15 protein-coding genes are annotated in these 18,189 nt (G+C 45.5%); 8 read left to right on the top strand and 7 right to left on the bottom strand.

The features are described 5' to 3' along the window. Window positions 1-53: 53 nt before the first annotated feature. From G632_RS0108505 to iorA, 4 genes are read right to left on the bottom strand one after another with little or no spacing between them, the layout of a single operon-like run. Window positions 54-488: an ACT domain-containing protein gene (locus G632_RS0108505; protein ID WP_022768596.1), complete on the bottom strand. Its 435-nt coding sequence runs from the start codon at window positions 486-488 to the stop codon at window positions 54-56. A gap of 29 nt (window positions 489-517) precedes the next feature. Continuing rightward, on the bottom strand, window positions 518-1,819 hold the full coding sequence (locus tag G632_RS0108500) for a phenylacetate--CoA ligase family protein (protein ID WP_022768595.1): 1,302 nt from the start codon (window positions 1,817-1,819) through the stop codon (window positions 518-520). Window positions 1,820-1,844: 25 nt separating this feature from the next. Continuing rightward, complete coding sequence (locus G632_RS0108495) at window positions 1,845-2,417, bottom strand: indolepyruvate oxidoreductase subunit beta (RefSeq protein ID WP_022768594.1); 573 nt, start codon at window positions 2,415-2,417, stop codon at window positions 1,845-1,847. A gap of 1 nt (window position 2,418) precedes the next feature. Then, the gene (gene iorA, locus G632_RS0108490; RefSeq protein ID WP_022768593.1) at window positions 2,419-4,173 is read right to left on the bottom strand and encodes an indolepyruvate ferredoxin oxidoreductase subunit alpha; all 1,755 of its coding nucleotides are present in this window, start codon (window positions 4,171-4,173) and stop codon (window positions 2,419-2,421) included. Window positions 4,174-4,356: 183 nt separating this feature from the next. Between iorA and G632_RS0108485 the strand changes: the two genes are divergently transcribed. From G632_RS0108485 to G632_RS0108470, 4 genes are read left to right on the top strand one after another with little or no spacing between them, the layout of a single operon-like run. Next, a complete protein-coding gene (locus G632_RS0108485; RefSeq protein WP_022768592.1) occupies window positions 4,357-5,991 on the top strand; it encodes a class I adenylate-forming enzyme family protein in 1,635 nt (544 codons plus the stop codon). Window positions 5,992-6,028: 37 nt separating this feature from the next. Beyond that, on the top strand, window positions 6,029-7,219 hold the full coding sequence (locus G632_RS0108480) for a DUF362 domain-containing protein (RefSeq protein WP_022768591.1): 1,191 nt from the start codon (window positions 6,029-6,031) through the stop codon (window positions 7,217-7,219). 6 nt (window positions 7,220-7,225) lie between these two features. Further along, window positions 7,226-8,149: a leucine-rich repeat protein gene (locus tag G632_RS19375; RefSeq protein WP_022768590.1), complete on the top strand. Its 924-nt coding sequence runs from the start codon at window positions 7,226-7,228 to the stop codon at window positions 8,147-8,149. A gap of 31 nt (window positions 8,150-8,180) precedes the next feature. After that, window positions 8,181-9,542, top strand: a complete 1,362-nt coding sequence (locus G632_RS0108470; RefSeq protein ID WP_022768589.1) for a sodium-dependent transporter — start codon at window positions 8,181-8,183, stop codon at window positions 9,540-9,542. 88 nt (window positions 9,543-9,630) lie between these two features. Here G632_RS0108470 and G632_RS0108465 read toward each other — a convergent pair whose 3' ends face one another. Further along, entirely contained in the window at window positions 9,631-10,500 is an 870-nt protein-coding gene (locus G632_RS0108465) for a DegV family protein (protein ID WP_022768588.1), read from the bottom strand. Window positions 10,501-10,601: 101 nt separating this feature from the next. On the opposite strand from G632_RS0108465, the gene G632_RS0108460 reads away from it, so the two are divergent. The 4 genes from G632_RS0108460 (at window position 10,602) to G632_RS0108445 (ending at window position 14,850) form a co-directional block, all read left to right on the top strand. Then, on the top strand, window positions 10,602-12,023 hold the full coding sequence (locus tag G632_RS0108460) for a vWA domain-containing protein (RefSeq protein WP_035782398.1): 1,422 nt from the start codon (window positions 10,602-10,604) through the stop codon (window positions 12,021-12,023). Between the two features lie 43 nt (window positions 12,024-12,066). Continuing rightward, the gene (locus tag G632_RS0108455; RefSeq protein WP_022768587.1) at window positions 12,067-13,608 is read left to right on the top strand and encodes an ATP-binding protein; all 1,542 of its coding nucleotides are present in this window, start codon (window positions 12,067-12,069) and stop codon (window positions 13,606-13,608) included. A 305-nt stretch (window positions 13,609-13,913) separates the two neighbouring features. After that, the gene (locus G632_RS0108450) at window positions 13,914-14,624 is read left to right on the top strand and encodes a hypothetical protein (protein ID WP_022768586.1); all 711 of its coding nucleotides are present in this window, start codon (window positions 13,914-13,916) and stop codon (window positions 14,622-14,624) included. 10 nt (window positions 14,625-14,634) lie between these two features. Continuing rightward, window positions 14,635-14,850, top strand: coding sequence for a helix-turn-helix domain-containing protein (locus tag G632_RS0108445; protein ID WP_022768585.1), 216 nt, complete (start codon window positions 14,635-14,637; stop codon window positions 14,848-14,850). Window positions 14,851-14,915: 65 nt separating this feature from the next. On the opposite strand, the gene G632_RS0108440 is transcribed toward G632_RS0108445, so the two are convergent. After that, complete coding sequence (locus tag G632_RS0108440) at window positions 14,916-16,910, bottom strand: 2-isopropylmalate synthase (protein WP_022768584.1); 1,995 nt, start codon at window positions 16,908-16,910, stop codon at window positions 14,916-14,918. Window positions 16,911-17,211: 301 nt separating this feature from the next. Then, the gene (locus G632_RS0108435) at window positions 17,212-17,829 is read right to left on the bottom strand and encodes a L,D-transpeptidase (RefSeq protein ID WP_022768583.1); all 618 of its coding nucleotides are present in this window, start codon (window positions 17,827-17,829) and stop codon (window positions 17,212-17,214) included. Window positions 17,830-18,189: the final 360 nt, after the last annotated feature.

The raw sequence follows: 18,189 nt of genomic DNA, 5'->3' as shown, positions 1-18,189 counted from the left end.
AAATGAAAAAGGGCTCCGTCATAAAGGCGGGGCCCTTTGGTATTACTGTAGTGTCAGATGTTGGAAATCTCTTCCTGGGTAAGAACCTTGACACCTGCGCCTGTAAGACGTGCTTCAGCAGCCTTGGTGTCTGCAACACGGAAGATCATGCAGGCTCTGTCTGTGTTCCTGCCACCCGGGAAAGCATACATATACTCAATATTTACGGACTCATCCGTAAACTTATCAAGGAGCTTATCAAGTCCGCCGGCTTCATCTGGAATCTCGATTGCGAGAACCGGTGTAAGGCTTGCTACAAAGTCGTGCTCCTTAAGAGTGCTGACAGCTTCCAGAGCATCATCCACAATAAGTCTTGCAATTCCAAAGTCCTTGGTCTCTGCCAGGGAAGTTGCTCTGAGGTCGATGCCGTGGGAAGCAAGAACGCCTGTCATTTTCTTCAGGGTTCCGGGTTTATTCTCAAGAAAAACGGAAATCTGCTGTACGCTCATTCTCTTATCCTCCTGAATTAATTATAACATCAGATCTTTCTCTTATCTATAACTCTGACAGCCTTGCCCTCTGATCTTGCGATGGACTTAGGAGCAAGAAGTGAAACCTTAGCCTTGATGCCGAGCATTGACTTAAGGTCAGCCATGAGTTTCTTCTGTCTCTCTTCAACTTCACCGACATTATCATTGAACATCTCAGGTGTCATCTCAACCTGAACATCAAGAGTATCAGTGTTGTTTACACGGTCAACAACGATCTGGTAGTTAGCTGCATAACCGTTGTTGAGAAGAACAGTCTCGATCTCGCTCGGGAATACGTTGACACCTCTGATGATGAGCATGTCGTCTGATCTTCCCATAGGCTTAGCCATTCTGACATGGGTTCTTCCGCAGGAGCATTTCTCTCTTGAAAGTCTGCAGATATCCTTGGTGCGATAACGGATCATGGGGAAAGCTTCCTTGTCGATAGCTGTAAACACAAGTTCACCCTGCTCGCCTTCAGGAAGCACCTCGCCGGTATCGGGATCGATTATCTCAGCAATAAAGTGATCTTCATTGATGTGCATTCCCTGCTGAGCTGAACATTCAAAGGCAACTCCGGGACCGGAGAGCTCTGTAAGACCGTAGATATCGAAAGCCTTGATGCCCATGGTCTTCTGGATGCTCTGTCTCATTTCTTCACTCCAGGCCTCAGCACCAAAGATGCCTGCCTTAAGAGGAATATCATCTGGGCCGTATCCCATTTCCTGCATACGCTCGCCAAGATATGCAGCATAGCTTGGTGTACAGCACAGGATTGTAGCGTTAAGGTCTTTTATAAACATGATCTGTCTGTCGGTATTACCTGAACTCATGGGGATTGTAAGGCTTCCGACCTTGTGTGAACCGCCGTGAAGTCCTGCACCGCCTGTGAACAGACCATAGCCGTAGGAAACCTGAACAACATCCTCATTGGTTCCGCCTGCAGCCATGATGGCTCTTGCGCAGCAATCCTCCCAGAGGTCTATATCATTCTGTGTATAATAGGCAACAACTCTTTTACCGGTTGTGCCTGATGTTGAGTGGATTCTGACAACGTCGTCCTTGGGAACTGCAAGAAGTCCGTCGGGATAGGTCTCACGCAGATCTGCTTTGGAGAGGAAAGGAAGCTTATGAAGATCATCAACAGATTTGATGTCGTCAGGTGTAACTCCTTTTTCTTCCATCTTTTTGCGGTAGTAAGGGACATTGTCCCATACGTGCTTTACCTGTTTTACAAGCTTTTCTGATTGAATCTTCCTTATTTCCTCATAAGGGGCACATTCAATCTCGGGTTGATAATAATGCTCCATAAGATACTCCTCCCAATTAAAAGAATTACTGATTTTTGCCAAGCTGGAATGCTTTCTTGTTCATTTCCAGGAATTTCTCGGGTACATTTGCTTCAAGAGACTTCATCCATGCTTCTTCAGGAAGATCGAAGTAGTGGGAGAGTCTTCCGAGAAGAACAATGTTTACAGCCTTTGCTGAGCCGGCCTCTTCTGCGAGAGAGAGGCAGTCGAGGGCATCAACTTTGGCACCGGACTCCTTAAGCTTTTTTACCAGGTCAGAAGGATACTCTGCTGCTCCTGTGATAACAGGCATGGGATCGATCTGCTGGGTGTTGGTCACGATCTGGCCGTCCTTCTTAAGGAAGGGAAGCCATCTTGCAGCCTCCAGAATTTCAAATGATACGATGTAGTCTGCCTCGCCCTTGTCGATCACAGGGGAAAAGACCTTGTCGCCGTATCTTACGTATGTGACAACGGATCCGCCTCTCTGGCTCATTCCGTGTACTTCTGAAACCTTAACGTCATAGCCCTGGCTCATTAAGAGATGTCCAAGGAGTTTACTTGCAAGAAGTGAGCCCTGTCCGCCAACGCCCACGATCATTATATTCTTTGTTTCCATCTTATTTGTCCTCCTTCATTCCTTCAAAAGCCCCAACAGGACAAAGCTGACTGCATACGTTGCATCCTACGCAGAGAGTATTGTCGATGGTTGCCTTGCCATCCTTCATGGAGATGGCGGGACATCCGATCTTCATGCAGCTCTTACAGCCAACGCACTTATCTCTGTTGATGCTAAGAGGTGGATTGTGCTTGACGTACTTAAGAAGAGCGCAGGGACGTCTTGAAATGATAACTGAAGGAGCAGCTGCTGCAAGTTCCTCTTTAAGGACCTTGTCACACTGATCAAGGTTATAAGGATCAACAACTCTGACTCTCTCAAAGCCCATAGCTCTGCAAAGGGCTTCAAGATCGATCTTGCCAGCAGGGTCACCTTTAATGTTGTAGCCTGTTGTAGGGTTCTGCTGATGTCCTGTCATACCTGTGATTGAGTTATCTACGATGACAATTGTTGAATTGGACTGGTTGTAGGCAACGTTTGCAAGACCTGTCATACCTGAGTGCATGAAGGTTGAGTCACCGATAACAGCGACGGTTTTGTTCTCGCTCTCAGCGCCTCTTACCTTGTTAAAGCCGTGAACAGCACCGATTGAAGCACCCATGCAAAGTGTCATCTCGATGGCACCAAGCGGAGGAACAGCTCCGAGTGTGTAGCATCCGATATCACCAAGTACGGTGCAGTTATTCTTTTTAAGAGTGTAGAAAAGACCTCTGTGAGGACATCCTGCGCACATAACAGGAGGTCTGTTTGGAATTGCATCCTCAAGTGCAAAGGAGTCATTTGTGTCTTTTCCGAAGGCCTTTGCAATGAGGTTCTGAGAGAACTCATCGCATACAGGAAGAAGGTCTTTTCCTGTAACAGAAAGACCAAGGGCCTTAACGTGATTCTCGATGATCGGATCAAGCTCCTCAACAACAAAGAGCTTGTCAACCTTGGCTGCAAAGTCCTTGATGAGCTGATTTGGAAGAGGATTGGTCATACCAAGTTTAAGAACTGATACGCTGTCACCAAATACCTCTTTTACATACTGATAAGAGGTTGAGCAGGTGATGATACCAATCTCGGTTCCGCCCATTTCAACGCGGTTGAGTGGGCAGTTCTCAGCGTACTCGATAAGCTTTTTTGTGCGCTCCTCAACGATTGGGTGGCGCTTCTTGGCATTACCGGGCATCATAACGTATTTGCCGATGTTCTTTTCATATGGGAAATCCGGAACGTTTCTGTCACCTGTCTCTACAAGGGACTGGGAGTGCGCAACTCTTGTGCACATCTTAAGAAGTACCGGAGTATCGAATTTCTCTGAGATTTCGTAGGCGAGCTTTGTAAACTCAAGGGCCTCAGCTGAATCTGAAGGCTCGATCATGGGAACCTTGGCAGCGATGGCGTGATGTCTTGAATCCTGCTCGTTCTGTGATGAGTGCATTCCTGCATCATCTGCAACAACGATGACCATTCCGGCATTTACACCGGTGTAGGACATTGTATAAAGAGGATCTGCTGCAACGTTGAGACCAACGTGCTTCTGTGCGCAGAAGCTTCTGCGACCTGCAAGGGATGCGCCGAATGCTGACTCCATGGCAACCTTCTCGTTGGGAGCCCACTCACAGTAGATCTCATCATATTTAGCAGCTTCCTCAGTAACCTCTGTACTGGGAGTTCCGGGATAGCTGGAAATAAAGCAGACTCCGGCCTCGTAAAGACCCCGGGCAACAGCCTTATTGCCCAGCATGAGCTGCTTGTTCTCATTATTGTTCATTACATAAACCTCCTACCTTCATATCCGTGCTTTAAAGCACTAAAGTAAAGTATACATAATTAATGAAAAAAGGTCAAACCGGAAATGAGTATCTATTTGATTTTTTTCTAAAAAAAATGTATACTCAACTTTAGTGCTTTAAAGCACATTAGTGCACGAGTTATTTTTAGGGGGTTTTACAAAATGCCAATCACAGATTTACTTGAACGAAACAGTAAGCTCTATGGGGAAGAGGTTGCTCTTGTTGAGATCAATCCTGAGATCAAGGAAGAGCAGAGGGTTACCTGGAGAGAATATGAACTCATTCAGCCCACTTCCACAGCTTACTATAGAAGACAGATCACCTGGTCGGTTTTTGACGAGAAGGCAAACAGAGTTGCCAACATGCTTATCGAGAGAGGTATCAAGAAGGGCCAGAAGTGCGCAATTCTTCTTATGAACTGTCTCGAGTGGCTGCCTATTTACTTCGGTGTACTTAAGGCCGGAGCAGTGGCTGTTCCTCTCAATTTCCGTTTTGATTCGGAAGAGATTGATTACTGTCTTAAGGCTTCGGACTCGGATGTTTTATTCTATGGACCTGAGTTTATCGGACGTATCGAAGATATCGCCCAGAAACTAAAAAAAGAGATGCTTCTTCTTTTCGTGGGAGATCAGTGTCCTTCATATGCTGATGACTATTACAGATATGCATCCAATGCTTCATCCCAGGCTCCCAAGATCCTGGTTGAGGACAAGGATGATGCAGCTATCTATTTCTCATCGGGAACAACAGGTTTCCCCAAGGCTATTCTTCATATCCACACTGCTCTTATGCAGTCAGCCAAGATGGAAGCCATGCACCATGAGACTACTCATGCAGATAATTTCCTTTGCATCCCTCCTCTGTATCACACAGGTGCCAAGATGCACTGGTTTGGTTCATTATACACAGGCTCAAGAGCTGTTCTTTTGAAAGGTAATTCACCTGAGGCAATCTTCAGAGCGGTATCTGAGGAGAGATGTACCATCGTTTGGCTCCTCGTTCCGTGGGCACAGGATATCCTGGCAGCTCTGGATTCCGGCAAGCTCAAGATGGAGGATTACAGGCTTAAACAGTGGAGACTGATGCACATCGGTGCGCAGCCGATTCCGCCATCACTGGTTCGCCACTGGCTTGAGTACTTCCCTGATCACAAGTACGATACAAACTACGGACTTTCAGAGTCCACAGGTCCCGGCTGCGTACACCTTGGTATGGAGAACGTCCACAAGGTAGGCGCCATCGGTATTCCCGGATATGGATGGAAGACCAAGATCGTCGACGAGGATGGAAACATCGTTGAGAAAGGCGAGATCGGTGAGCTCTGCGTTAAGGGCCCCGGAGTCATGGTTGAATACTACAAGAACCCTGAGGCTACAGCTGAGATATTAAAAGATGGCTGGCTCTTTACCGGTGATATGGCCCGTCAGGATGAGGACGGCTTCATCTTCCTTGTTGACCGTAAGAAAGACGTTATCATCTCCGGAGGTGAGAACCTGTATCCTGTACAGATCGAGAGCTTCCTGATGAAGAATAACAAGATTCACGACGCAGCAGTTATCGGTCTTCGCGACCAGCGTCTTGGTGAGATAGCAGCAGCTATTATTCAGGTAAAAGAGGGTATGACCTTAACCGAGGATGAAGTAGAGGAGTTCTGCCTCGATCTTCCAAGGTACAAGAGACCTCGTAAGATTATTTTTGCCAATGTTATAAGAAATGCTACCGGAAAGATAGACAAACCTAAGCTCCGTGAGATATACTGTGGATTGCATATTGTAGAAGAGCAAAATCAGTCATGATATTATTGAACTGATTTTAATGATTGGAGCTGTATAAATGGGTAGTTTTGAACCTGTATCACTACTTAAATGTGAGACATATGAATACAGTGAAGTTAGAAAGGCTCTTGAAAAGAGCCTTTCTTTTATTCATGGGCTTGATTTTATTAAGGATGGCATGAGGGTTGGCATCAAGGCCAATCTTGTCACCGGAATGGCACCTGAAAAAGCTGTTACAACACACCCGATATTGATCAAAGTAGTGTGTGATATGTTAACAGAAAAAGGAGCATCGGTTGTTATCGGTGACAGTCCCGGAGGCCTGTATACATCTGCGTTCTTAAAGGGTATTTATAAGAACTGCGGACTTCTTGAGCTGGAGGGTGACAAGGTTAAACTCAACGATGACTTTACTGTTAAGGATGCTGAGTTTCCTGAGGCTGTTTCCATCAAGAACTTCATCTATACCGGCTGGCTTGATGAGTGCGATGCGATAGTAAACATCTCCAAACTCAAGACCCATGCAATGATGGGCATGAGCTGCGCGGTCAAGAACATGTTCGGTACGATACCCGGAACCACCAAGCCTGAGTACCACATGAGATTTCCTGTTGAGAAGGCCTTTGCCAACGTAATGGTGGATCTCAACGAGTTCTTTAAACCTGTGCTCTATATTGTTGACGGAATCGACGGTATGGAGGGCAACGGTCCTACAGCCGGGGAAAAGAGACATGTAGGAGTTCTACTCTCGTCTAAGAGGCCTTATGCTCTTGATATGGTCTGCGCCGACATCATCGGAATGACTATGAATGATGTGGCAACCATTGGCGCTGCCTACGAGAGAGGTCTTGGCCCCAAGGATATAAACGAGGTGGAAGTGCTTGGCGATATAAAGCTGCCTGATGTGAGGATTGCTGATTTTAAAAGAGCTACCGAGCACCAGAGCATTACTTTTGAGGGGAACGGGGCATTTAATGCTGTTAAGGCATTTGCCTTTAAGATTGCTTTCAGTTCCAAGCCTCAGGTTAAAAAGAATGAGTGCATAGGTTGCAAGAAGTGCTTTGAGACCTGCCCTGCTTCTGCAATAACTATGGTTAATGGAGAGAATAAAAACGGCAAGAACGGCAAGGTTCCGCAGATAGACAGAAGTAAGTGCATCAAGTGCTTCTGCTGTCAGGAGTTCTGCCCTGTTGGAGCCATGAAGGTCAAGAATAACGCCCTTGGCAGACTTGTTAAGAAGATAGGTTAAATCTGTATGTTCACGTATGAGATTAAGTCTGATAAAAAAGATGAACATAAGTATATAGAGATCACGGGCTACGAGGGAAGCGTAGCCCATCTTAATGTTCCGAAGGAGATTGACGGGATCAGTGTTGAGGCTATCGGCAATCACTCTTTTTCCGGAAGAAGTGACCTTGTCAGTGTTTCGCTACCCGAGAGCATAAGGACTCTTTACGGCTTTGCGTTTCATAACTGCAGAAATTTAAAAAAGATTTCTCTTTATGACAGCATCGATGATTACTACGACGGAGTCTGCAGGCAGTGCGACAGCTTAAAAGACATAGAGATTGTTTTAAACCGGGGATGGTTTGAGGTTGTCAGAAACTTCCTTGCGGATTATGATGGTAATCTACGCTTTATGCTGACTCTCCCTGATGGAGAAAAAGCGCTTCTTACGTTCCCGGGGTATGTCTATGACTTTAACGAGAATACCATGGCCAGGACCATTCAGTTCTCGATAGCAGGTTCGGGGATGTTTTACAGGGAGTGTGTAGACAGACGTTCTATGGATTACCGCGGCTATGACAGACTCTTTGAGAAGGCGCTTATTGATGGTAACGCGGTTTCCGAGGATATTGCCATTGGAAGACTGTTGTACCCGGTAGAGCTTTCTGAGAACTTCAGGGACATGTACGAGAGTTATGTAAGTAAGAACTCTGAGTCTATACTGCTGAGGCTTGTGGAGATGGCTGAGAGCGAGCCGGAGACTGTAGAGGTGATAAAAGCTCTTTTGACCTATAAAAAGAATTCTCCGGGCAGCAGTTCATTGCTCGATGGAGATAGCGTTGATAAGGCAATCAAAGTGACTGCTGATAAGAAGATGGCTCTTTTGTCGGCGGTTCTTATGGAGTCAGCAAAAGATAAAGCCGGTGCAGCGCCGGACGTATTTGAGTTTTAAATTTTACATTAGAAAGATTGGATTTGTTTTTATGGAAAATAAACAGCGTGAGGGCTTCGGCTCAAGACTTGGATTTTTGCTTGTTAGTGCAGGCTGTGCGATTGGAATCGGAAATGTATGGAAGTTTCCGTATGTTGCGGGAGAAAACGGCGGAGGAGTTTTTGTAATGTTCTACCTCCTGTTCCTTCTCATCATGGGAATTCCCGTTATGTCAATGGAGCTCGCCATAGGAAGAGCCAGCGGAAGGACGCTGGTCGGGGCGTATAAAAAGCTTGAAAGAAAGGGCAGCAAATGGCACATCCACGGATGGACATCAATGATCGGATGCTATCTTCTGATGATGTATTACACCACGGTTTCCGGCTGGATGATGAATTACTGCTACAAGTTCATGATAGGAGATTTCAGGGATCTTGGTGAGGGAGAGGTTTCACAGGTTTTTGACAGCCTACTGAGCAGCCCGATAGAGATGGGAATCTTTACAATGATAACTATTATTCTGGGATTTCTTGTATTGTCATTCGGTGTTCAGGGCGGACTTGAGAAGGTAAACAAGGTCATGATGTTAGGACTCCTTGTACTGATCTTCGTCCTTGCGGGAAACAGCCTTACCCTCAGCGGAGCAGCACAGGGAATGAAGTTCTTCCTTCTTCCTGATTTTGAACAGGCAAGGCAGGTTGGATTCAAGAACGTGATAACAGCTGCAATGAATCAGGCGTTCTTCACCTTGAGCGTCGGTATGGGCTCAATCGAAATCTTTGGAAGTTATATGTCCAGGGAAAAGACACTTCTGGGAGAGGCAGGAAGGATCGCTATCCTTGACACCCTGGTTGCCATTGTGTCAGGTATCATCATTTTCCCGGCGTGCTTTAGCTTTGGAGTTGCACCTGAGCAGGGACCGTCACTTATATTTGTGACTCTGCCAAACATTTTCATCGGAATGCCACTTGGTATGGTCTGGGGAACATTGTTCTTTGTGTTTATGTCTTTTGCAAGCTTCTCAACTGTAACAGCTGTTTTCGAAAACCTGGTTGCATGCATTACCGATAACTTTGGAATTGACAGATGGAAAGCAATTGTTTTTAATTGCATCTTCATGATATTTGCCAGCCTTCCATGCGTCCTTGGATTCAACAAATGGAGCGGCATAAATTTCTTTGGCAAAGGAAACGTCCTTGATTTTGAGGACTTTATCGTAAGCAACTTAATGCTCCCTATCGGATCACTTATCTTTGTTATTTTCTGCGTTTTCAGTTTTGGCTGGGGATTTGATAATTTCCGCCGGGAAGTCAACGATGGAGAGGGCTTAAGAATGCCAAGGGCACTTAGACCTTATCTTAGATTTGTATTGCCGATAATGATACTTGTGATCATTGTCAGAGGATTGATGTAAAAAAGTGAGTCAGTGGGGACGTTTCAGTTTGACTCATTTTGCCACGCAAAATGAGTCAAACTGAAACGTCCCCACTGACTCACTTTTTTTATCTTTCTTTTCCGTAGAAGAACAGTCCAAGCATTCCGGGACCAACATGTGAACCGGAGAATGGCTCATGCATTGCGATAGTAATTGGAACATTCGGAACAATCTCTTTTACCATCTTCTCAAGAGCCTTGGCATCATCAAGGCAGTCGCCGTGGGAAATGCAGATATGCTGATCCGGTGTATCCATTACCTTTTCTTTGAATTTCTTGACCAGAGCACTGATTGCCTGGCTTCTTCCTCTTACCTTGCCGCAGGTTACGATGTGACCTGTGCTGTCTCCGTAGAGAATAGGCTTGATGTTGAGAACAGTACCGATACTTGCTGCAACACCGCTTACACGGCCGGTTCTCTTAAGGAAGTTAAGATCATCGACAGTGAAGTACTGACAGGTGTGAGGTACAGCATCATCCACAATTGCTGCAGCCTCTTTTACATCGACTCCGTCTTTGGCAAGTGCAGCTGCCTTAACAGCGAGCAGACCATTTCCAAAACCACAGCCGTGTGAATCAACGATATGGATAAAACGTCCCGGGAACTCCTCCATAAGTTCATCTGCTGCAATCTTGGCAGCGTTGTAGGTTCCGCTGATACCTGAGCTCATGGAAACATAAATGATATCGTTTCCCTGCTCGAGCTCGGGACGAAAATGTGTCTCAAAAAGGTGAGTGTTTAAAAGAGATGTCTTTGCAACCTTGCCGGCGCGAAGCTGATCATAAAAAGACTTGCCATCAAAATGATCTACATCTCCAAGATAAACCTGTGGTACATCCTCCATTAAGTATTCATCAGGAATCAGTTTGATCCCCTCAAGCATTTCCTGCGGAAGATTTGCACAGCCATCTGCAAATACAACAAAACTATAGCCCATAATAATCCCCATTTCTTTTGATTAATTCTCATCGAATATATAGTATTATAATGCATAGGAGTTTATTATAACACCAAAAAGTCTTAAAAAACGGTATAAAAATGGCAGATAGAGATGTAAGTCTTCGGGAAAACCTTGAACAGACAGGGAAAAGCGTCCTCGGAGCCTCAAGAACAGAACTTTATATAGATATGCGATTCATGGCATCAAGCCTATCAAGCCTTGGCTATGAGATGGATCTTTCCACCACAAGTATTGGCACGGATGCAGTAAACATCAGGTTTAATCCGACTTACGTGCTAAGGCTCTTTGTGGAGGAGCCGGGCAAGCTCAACAGGACCTATGTCCACATGCTCCTTCATTGCATATTTAAACATATGTATTACTCAAAAACTTATGAGGATGTGCGGCTCTACGATCTCTGTGCCGACATCGTTGTGGAGTCGATTTTGGACAGCCTTGATTATCAGTGCATCTACCGGGTGACATCAGACTATCGCGACCGCTGGTATGCTCTTTTGGAAAAAGATCTTAAGGTTCTGACGGTACAAAAACTCTACCGGTACTTCTCTGATCCTGCCAACGAGCTTGAAGAGAGGGAGTATGAGAAATTAGAGCGGGAGTTTAAGCTTGATGACCATAGTTTCTGGCTGCGCCTTCCGGAAGATGAGCCTGATCAGGAAAAAGATAAACCGCCTTTGGATGACGATATGGACTCGCCCGAGGGTAAGCCCGATGATACTCAGGATAATACTCCTAAAAAAGAAAAGTACATAAACCCAAGGCGCCTTAAGCAGATAGAGAGAAAAGAAAAGGACTGGGATAAGGAAGCAAAGCGCCTCCAGACTGAGATAGAGACCATAGGGAAAAATGCAAGTGACAGGCTTGGAAAGCTAGACTGGGTACTTAAGTTTGAAAATACCTCCCGCACGGATTACAGAGAGTTTTTGCGGCGCTTTAAGGTGCTGAGGGAGGAAGGCGGAATCGACATGGACAGCTTCGATTACGGAATGTACTCTTTTGGCCTTGACCACTATGGCAATATGCCTCTTATCGAGGAGAATGAGTTCAGGGAGGTCAAGAAGATACAGGAGCTGGTCATTGCCATAGACACCTCCGCTTCCTGCAAGGAGACAACAGTCCAGCAGTTTCTGAATGAGACAGCAGCTCTTTTGCTGACAGGAGACAGCTTTTTTCAGAGGATAAAAATAGTTATCATAGAATGTGACGATCAGGTGCAGAGAATCGAGAATATAACTTCTGTCGATGATATGAAGAAATATTCCGAAGGCATACATGTTGAAGGCGGCTATGGAACGGATTTCAGGCCTGTGTTCGAGAAGGTTGAAGAGCTTAGGAAGAGAGGGGACTTTGAAAATCTGAAGGGCCTCATCTATTTTACCGATGGCTACGGAACATTTCCGGAGACACCGACCGGGTACGATACAGCTTTCGTGTTTGTGGAAGATTCGGATTATGAGGACGAAAACGTACCGGACTGGGCGTACAAACTGTACGTATGAAAAGATCTTTTGACATAAAAGACAGATAGAAGAAGGGAAAGACATGAACATAAATCAGGCAAAAGAAGAAGTTAAAAACGCAGTCAGGGTCTATCTTCAAAAGGACGAAGCCGGGCAGTACGAGATACCGGTTGAGAGACAAAGGCCTATCCTTTTGATGGGGCCTCCCGGAATCGGTAAGACTGCCATCATGGAGCAGATCGCCCACGAGCTTTCGGTGAACCTCGTGGCTTACACCATTACCCATCACACCAGGCAGAGTGCCATCGGACTTCCCATGATCTCCGAGAAGGAGTTTGGAGGAAAGATGTATTCCGTTACCGAGTACACCATGAGTGAGATAATAGGCGCTGTGTATGAGCAGATTGAAAAGAGTGGAGTGCAGGAGGGAATTCTTTTCCTGGATGAGATAAACTGTGTATCTGAGACACTTGCGCCCACCATGCTCCAGTTCCTGCAGTATAAGACCTTTGGAAGCCACAGGCTTCCTGACGGCTTTGTTATCGTGACAGCCGGAAATCCGCCTCAGTACAATAAGTCCGTAAGGGACTTCGATATAGTTACTTTGGACCGTGTAAGGCAGATCAATATCGAAGAGGATTTCGATGCCTGGAAGGACTATGCTTACAAGGCTTCGGTCCACGGAGCCATCATGGCTTATCTCGAGATCAAGAAAGACAATTTCTATAGCATAAAGACAGATGTTGAGGGAAGGAGCTTTGTTACCGCCCGTGGCTGGGAAGACCTTTCGAGGACCATGAAGGTCAGCGAGAAGCTTGGAATCCCGATTGATGAGAATCTCACAGCCCAGTATCTTCAGAACAAAGAGATCGCAAGGGATTTTGCAACTTACTATGAACTGTATCAGCGCTACAATGAGCTCTACAAGATTCCGGAGATTCTGGAAGGAAGATTTCCTGAGGATAAAGAGAGCATCAGGAAAGGCTCTTTTGACGAAAAACTCAGTATCATAGGCCTTCTTACAGACAGACTCATGGAGGAATTCAGGAGTTATGGCAAGGAGCAGGCAGTTCAGAAGATTTTGTTTGATACTATCAAGGAGTTTGGCGCTTTCTCGGAGGATGAGGAGTCCAAAAAGGCAAACGCAAACAGATGGTATAAGGACCGCATCGGAGTCATGGAGCTCAAGCTTGATAACGACAGAGAAGCCGGAATGGTCAGCCACGAGGATGAGCGCATAAGGGCACTGGCCATAAGCGCCCTGGAAGACCTTGTATCATACCTCACCTCCAACATGGGACCTACCCCTGAGGTTACAAGCGCCTTTGTGCTTTCAAAGAACTGGTTTACCAAGAGAGAAAATGTCCGCCAGGAGAACATCAAGGTGACAGGAGATCACCTCACTAACAGCTTCAGGTTCCTGGAGGAGACTTTCGGGGATAAGGAGTCCCTGACCGGCAGCCAGGAGATGGTCATCTTCCTCACAGAACTCTCAAGCGCTTATCACAGCCTCAAGTTCGTCAGGGAAACCGGAAACGATGCATATTACGAATACAATAAACTTTTGCTCCTCTCAGACCGGAAATCCGAACTGAAGGAGATCGCAGAAAGCCTCATCTTTTGAGGCTTTCTTTTTTGAGCCCTGGGGACGGAGTCAAGGGCTCATTTTTGGTCCCTGGGGACGGAGTCAGTGGCTCATTTTTGGTCCCTAGGGACGGAGGTGAGGGACCATTTTTTTGTATAATATATAAAATTTAATGATAAACATTAAAATATAGTTGACAAAGAATAAAATGAATTGTATTATACATTTAACGATAAACATTAAAAATTAAATGTTTTCGTTAACCCCGGGACTGAAATAAAAAATGAACAACAAATAGCAAACCACAAACTACAGTATATAACTCAACATTAGGAGGAAATGAAATGAACAAGGAAAATGCAATCAGCAAGATAAACAGTATCGGTAAGGCAGGAAGGATCCTCAGCAAGATAGCTATGATCGCTCTTGAGATCGGATGCGTAGCAATGATAGTAAGCGGAATAATGTTCCTTACAATTCCTAAGGAAGATTTCGTATTCAAGATGAATGATGAAGCAACACTCACCGTTAACCTGGATTCCAAGATGATTGGCTCACTTACATCAGCAAGTAAGGACGCTGAATCCGGCAACCTTCCGCAGGGTTCAACATCAATCAACGGAGTCGACTATTCTTTTGAAGATGTGACCTTTGATCAGGATGGCAAGATAGCTACCTTTAAGCTCCAGGGTGACGGAGCAACAATTACAAGTGGCAGAATAGCAGCAATATGCTTCGTGGCAGCAGTATTTATGGCAATCAACGCACTTCTTTTCTTCTACGTAGGCAGGCTCTGCAAGTCACTGGAAACCTGCAATTCACCTTTCGAAGAAGGTATCATAAAGGGCATGAAGAACTGTGCATGGGTACTGATTCCCTGGTGCGTTTTAGGCGGCGCATTTGAGAGCTTTATGGCTACAGCATTCACAAGTAACATCAGAACTGGCTTTAACATCGATATCCCAACTGTTATCGTGATCCTGCTTCTCTTTGGACTTGCATATGTATTTAAGTATGGTGCAGTTCTTCAGACAGAGTCTGACGAGACACTTTAAGGAGGCGCTTATGGGTAAAATAGTACTTAGACTGGACCGTGTGATGGCCGATCGCAAGATGAGCCTTAACGAGCTCTCTGAAAAGGTCGGTGTCAGCAACGTAAATCTCTCCAAGATAAAGACCGGAAAGATAAGCGCCGTGCGCTTTTCAACCCTGGAGGCCATCTGCGAAGCCCTGGACTGTCAGCCGGGAGATATCCTGGAATATGACAAAAACCTTGAATAAAAATAAAACAGAGACAGTAGGGAACGATAAAATCCCGCTGTCTCTGCTCATTTATACCTTTAATTTTATCTGCTGCTACTTCTGTACTGTACAGGAGTCATTCCGTATTTTTTCTTAAAGAGCCTGTTGAAATGCTCAACGTTCTGATAGCCTGCTGCCTCAGCAACCTTCTCAACCTTCATGTTTCCGTTCCTAAGGAGTGTGCTGGCCTTGTTGAGTCTTATTCTCTTTACGTTCTCTCCAAAGGTCATACCTGACTTCTCCTTGATGTACTTGGAGAGGTATGGCTTTGAAAGATAGAACTGGCTTGAGAGATCATCCAGAGTTACTGTCAGGTAGTTCTCCTGAATGTAATTGATGATGGAGTTGATCCTCTCGTCCTTGCTGTTCTTGATGCTTCTTACTGCATCAATCTGGTTTACTGCGATTACCAAAGCTCCGATTGATGACTTGATGATATCCTCATCAATTCCTACACCCCAATACTTCTGGCCGTTGTAGGTAATTCCAACGTAGGAGCAGGCCTTTGAGGAAGAACCTCTTGAAAGAGCGTGCTCTTCGTAGGTTGAGAGTTCGTAGCTGATGTTGAAGTACTGCTTGATGGCATTACTTACAGCATCGAGACGTCCATTTCCGTTAGCCTCTACGATGTGATCCTTGTCTGCGTGAGATATTGTAACCTCAGCAAGAATACCGTCTATCTGCTTAAAGTGTACTTCAGGAATCCTGAATACATTGTCGTTGTGTACGTACTTATCCTCAAATATCTGATAGATCCTTGCAGGTGAAAGCTCAGCATGCTCTCTGTCTGAGATATCCTTGATGGTATAGCTGATGTCTGCCTGCATTTCCTTTGGAACCATCATACCGTAGTTGGTCTTGAGGATGTAGCTTACGCCGCCCTTTCCGGACTGGCTGTTGATCCTGATAACGTCTCCGTCGTACTCTCTTCCAAGGTCCTTGGGGTCAACGGGAAGATAAGGTACTGACCAGATTCCCTTGTCCTTCTTCTGATCATGCCAGGAGAAGCCCTTTGAAATAGCATCCTGATGTGAGCCTGAGAAAGCGGTAAATACCAACTGTCCTGCATAGGGCTGTCTTTCGTAGATGCGCATTCTTGTAAGTCTCTCGTAGGTCTCGCCCACTTCCATGATATGTGAGAAATCAAGTCCCGGATCTACACCGTGTGAGTACATGTTGATGGCAAGTGTAACGATATCAACATTTCCTGTTCTCTCGCCGTTTCCAAAGAGTGTACCCTCGATTCTGTCAGCTCCTGCAAGGCATCCAAGCTCTGCATCGCTCACGCCCGATCCTCTGTCATTGTGAGGGTGAAGAGAGAGTGTTACTGCCTCGCGGTGCTTTAAGTTCTTGCTTATGTATTCAACCTGAGTTGCAAATACGTGAGGCATTGCGATCTCAACGGTTGTAGGGATGTTGATGATAACTTTGTTCTTCTTGGTCGGCTTCCAAACATCAAGGACAGCGTTGCAGACTTCAACCGCATAGTCTACTTCTGTGCCCGGGAAGCTCTCAGGTGAGTATTCAAAAGAAAAATTGCCGTTGGTTTCCTTTGCCAGCTTATCAAGGAGTTTAGCTCCCTCAACAGCGATCTTCTTAACTTCTTCCTTACTCTTTTTGAACACCTGCTCACGCTGAGCTACGGATGTTGAATTGTAAAGATGGATGATGGCTTTTGGAGCACCCTTAACGGCTTCAAAAGTTCTTTTGATAATGTGCTCTCTTGCCTGGGTGAGAACCTGAACCGTAACATCGTCAGGGATCATGTTCTTCTCTATAAGAGTTCTTGCAAACTCAAACTCAGTCTCTGAAGCTGCCGGGAAGCCGATCTCAATCTCTTTGAAACCAAGGTTGACCAGCATGGTAAAGAACTCAAGCTTCTCATCAAGGCTCATGGGCTCTATAAGGGCCTGGTTGCCATCGCGAAGATCTACGCTGCACCAAATGGGTGGGTGATCCAGATAGTCCTTCTTAACCCAGTCAAAAGTAGGCTTGGGTGGCATAAAATACTGACGCTGGTACTTCTCAACATTCTTCATAACTGTGCTCCTCTTTCTGTCATTCATTTGCTAAATCTTGATTTATTTTCACCTGCAACATTAAATATATCGGGTTAAATTTGATATATATTATGTTAAAAGTGTAAATTTTAATCAATTTAGCTGATGGATATTATCATAGCACAATTATGTACAATTACATCATGGTGAAATTAATCACTTTTCTTGATATATTTTAATGAAATGAGTCAAAGTGAAACGTCCCCGGTGTCTCAAAATGAGTCAAAGTGAAACGTCCCCGGTGTCTCATTATGAGACAACGGGGACGTTTCACTTTGACTCATTCATCTTTATGAACTATTACGACAGTTCCGACAGTGACTATATTAAAGAGCTCCTCTGCCTTGTCGTGTGGCAGGTTTACGCATCCGTGTGAGCCGTTTGTCTTGTAAATGTTTCCACCGAACTTCCTCCTCCAGGTGGCGTCATGCAGTCCACAGCCGCCTCTTGAAAACGGCATCCAGTAGTCAACCCAGTTGTGCCAGGTAGGACCGGTCAGATAGGTTCCGGCGACGTGGCCATACACTGCGAAAACTCCGGTGGGAGTGCTTCTTTGTTTGCTGACATCGCCTGATACACAGTCGCTTTCCCAGACAGGTGCGCCATCCAGAATGTAGATTACATGCTGGGTTGTGAGGTTGACGTCAATATAAGTGTTAAGCGGGGTTCCGGCTGCTTCCTCCGCAGCGTTCTGAAATCTCCCTTCACCGATCCCGAAGGTCAGATAATGATTTATCAGAGCCGGCTGGCTTGTTCCTACAGCTGCTGCCACATCCGGGTATCTCTCGGCGTAGTAGACGGGATCAAACCCGCTTGCCATAGCCTGCATCGGGAAAAGAATGATCGCAATCGCCGCCAATATACAGCTCAGAGCCATGCAAAAGAGTCTTTTCTTCATTGTTCATGCTCCTGTTGAATAAACGAAAAATTAAGCAAGTCAATTATTCATCAAAAAGTAATCGCTGTGCCGTACTAAAATTATAGCGCATTTAATATAAAAAATGTATAAATATTGGCTGTTTGAGGGATGCCTGACCTTTTCCGGCACCATAGAAAAAAAACGCCAAATTTGCTATAATCAGAGGTGACCGGTTTTGCGCAGCAGGTCAGGGGAGGAACACTTTGGATATCATCAGAAAACAGGAAACAAGGTCAGGGTTTGAAAAGTTTATTACCATGCTGGCCCTGATAATAGTGTGTATTCTAATTAACAGCGGCGGAGCACTTATATGTAACAGCTTAGGGCTTCCCTTGTACC

Source organism: Butyrivibrio sp. NC2007 (genome assembly GCF_000421405.1).
GTDB lineage: Bacteria > Bacillota > Clostridia > Lachnospirales > Lachnospiraceae > Butyrivibrio.
The sequence above is the reverse complement of the archived record's forward strand: the minus strand, read 5'-3'. Positions and strand labels throughout refer to the sequence as shown.

Coding starts and splice junctions, on each gene's coding strand:
- G632_RS0108505 (WP_022768596.1), bottom strand. CDS start 488: ATGAGCGTACAGCAGATTTCCGTTTTTCTTGAGAATAAACCCGGAACC.
- G632_RS0108500 (WP_022768595.1), bottom strand. CDS start 1,819: ATGGAGCATTATTATCAACCCGAGATTGAATGTGCCCCTTATGAGGAA.
- G632_RS0108495 (WP_022768594.1), bottom strand. CDS start 2,417: ATGGAAACAAAGAATATAATGATCGTGGGCGTTGGCGGACAGGGCTCA.
- iorA (WP_022768593.1), bottom strand. CDS start 4,173: ATGAACAATAATGAGAACAAGCAGCTCATGCTGGGCAATAAGGCTGTT.
- G632_RS0108485 (WP_022768592.1), top strand. CDS start 4,357: ATGCCAATCACAGATTTACTTGAACGAAACAGTAAGCTCTATGGGGAA.
- G632_RS0108480 (WP_022768591.1), top strand. CDS start 6,029: ATGGGTAGTTTTGAACCTGTATCACTACTTAAATGTGAGACATATGAA.
- G632_RS19375 (WP_022768590.1), top strand. CDS start 7,226: ATGTTCACGTATGAGATTAAGTCTGATAAAAAAGATGAACATAAGTAT.
- G632_RS0108470 (WP_022768589.1), top strand. CDS start 8,181: ATGGAAAATAAACAGCGTGAGGGCTTCGGCTCAAGACTTGGATTTTTG.
- G632_RS0108465 (WP_022768588.1), bottom strand. CDS start 10,500: ATGGGCTATAGTTTTGTTGTATTTGCAGATGGCTGTGCAAATCTTCCG.
- G632_RS0108460 (WP_035782398.1), top strand. CDS start 10,602: ATGGCAGATAGAGATGTAAGTCTTCGGGAAAACCTTGAACAGACAGGG.
- G632_RS0108455 (WP_022768587.1), top strand. CDS start 12,067: ATGAACATAAATCAGGCAAAAGAAGAAGTTAAAAACGCAGTCAGGGTC.
- G632_RS0108450 (WP_022768586.1), top strand. CDS start 13,914: ATGAACAAGGAAAATGCAATCAGCAAGATAAACAGTATCGGTAAGGCA.
- G632_RS0108445 (WP_022768585.1), top strand. CDS start 14,635: ATGGGTAAAATAGTACTTAGACTGGACCGTGTGATGGCCGATCGCAAG.
- G632_RS0108440 (WP_022768584.1), bottom strand. CDS start 16,910: ATGAAGAATGTTGAGAAGTACCAGCGTCAGTATTTTATGCCACCCAAG.
- G632_RS0108435 (WP_022768583.1), bottom strand. CDS start 17,829: ATGAAGAAAAGACTCTTTTGCATGGCTCTGAGCTGTATATTGGCGGCG.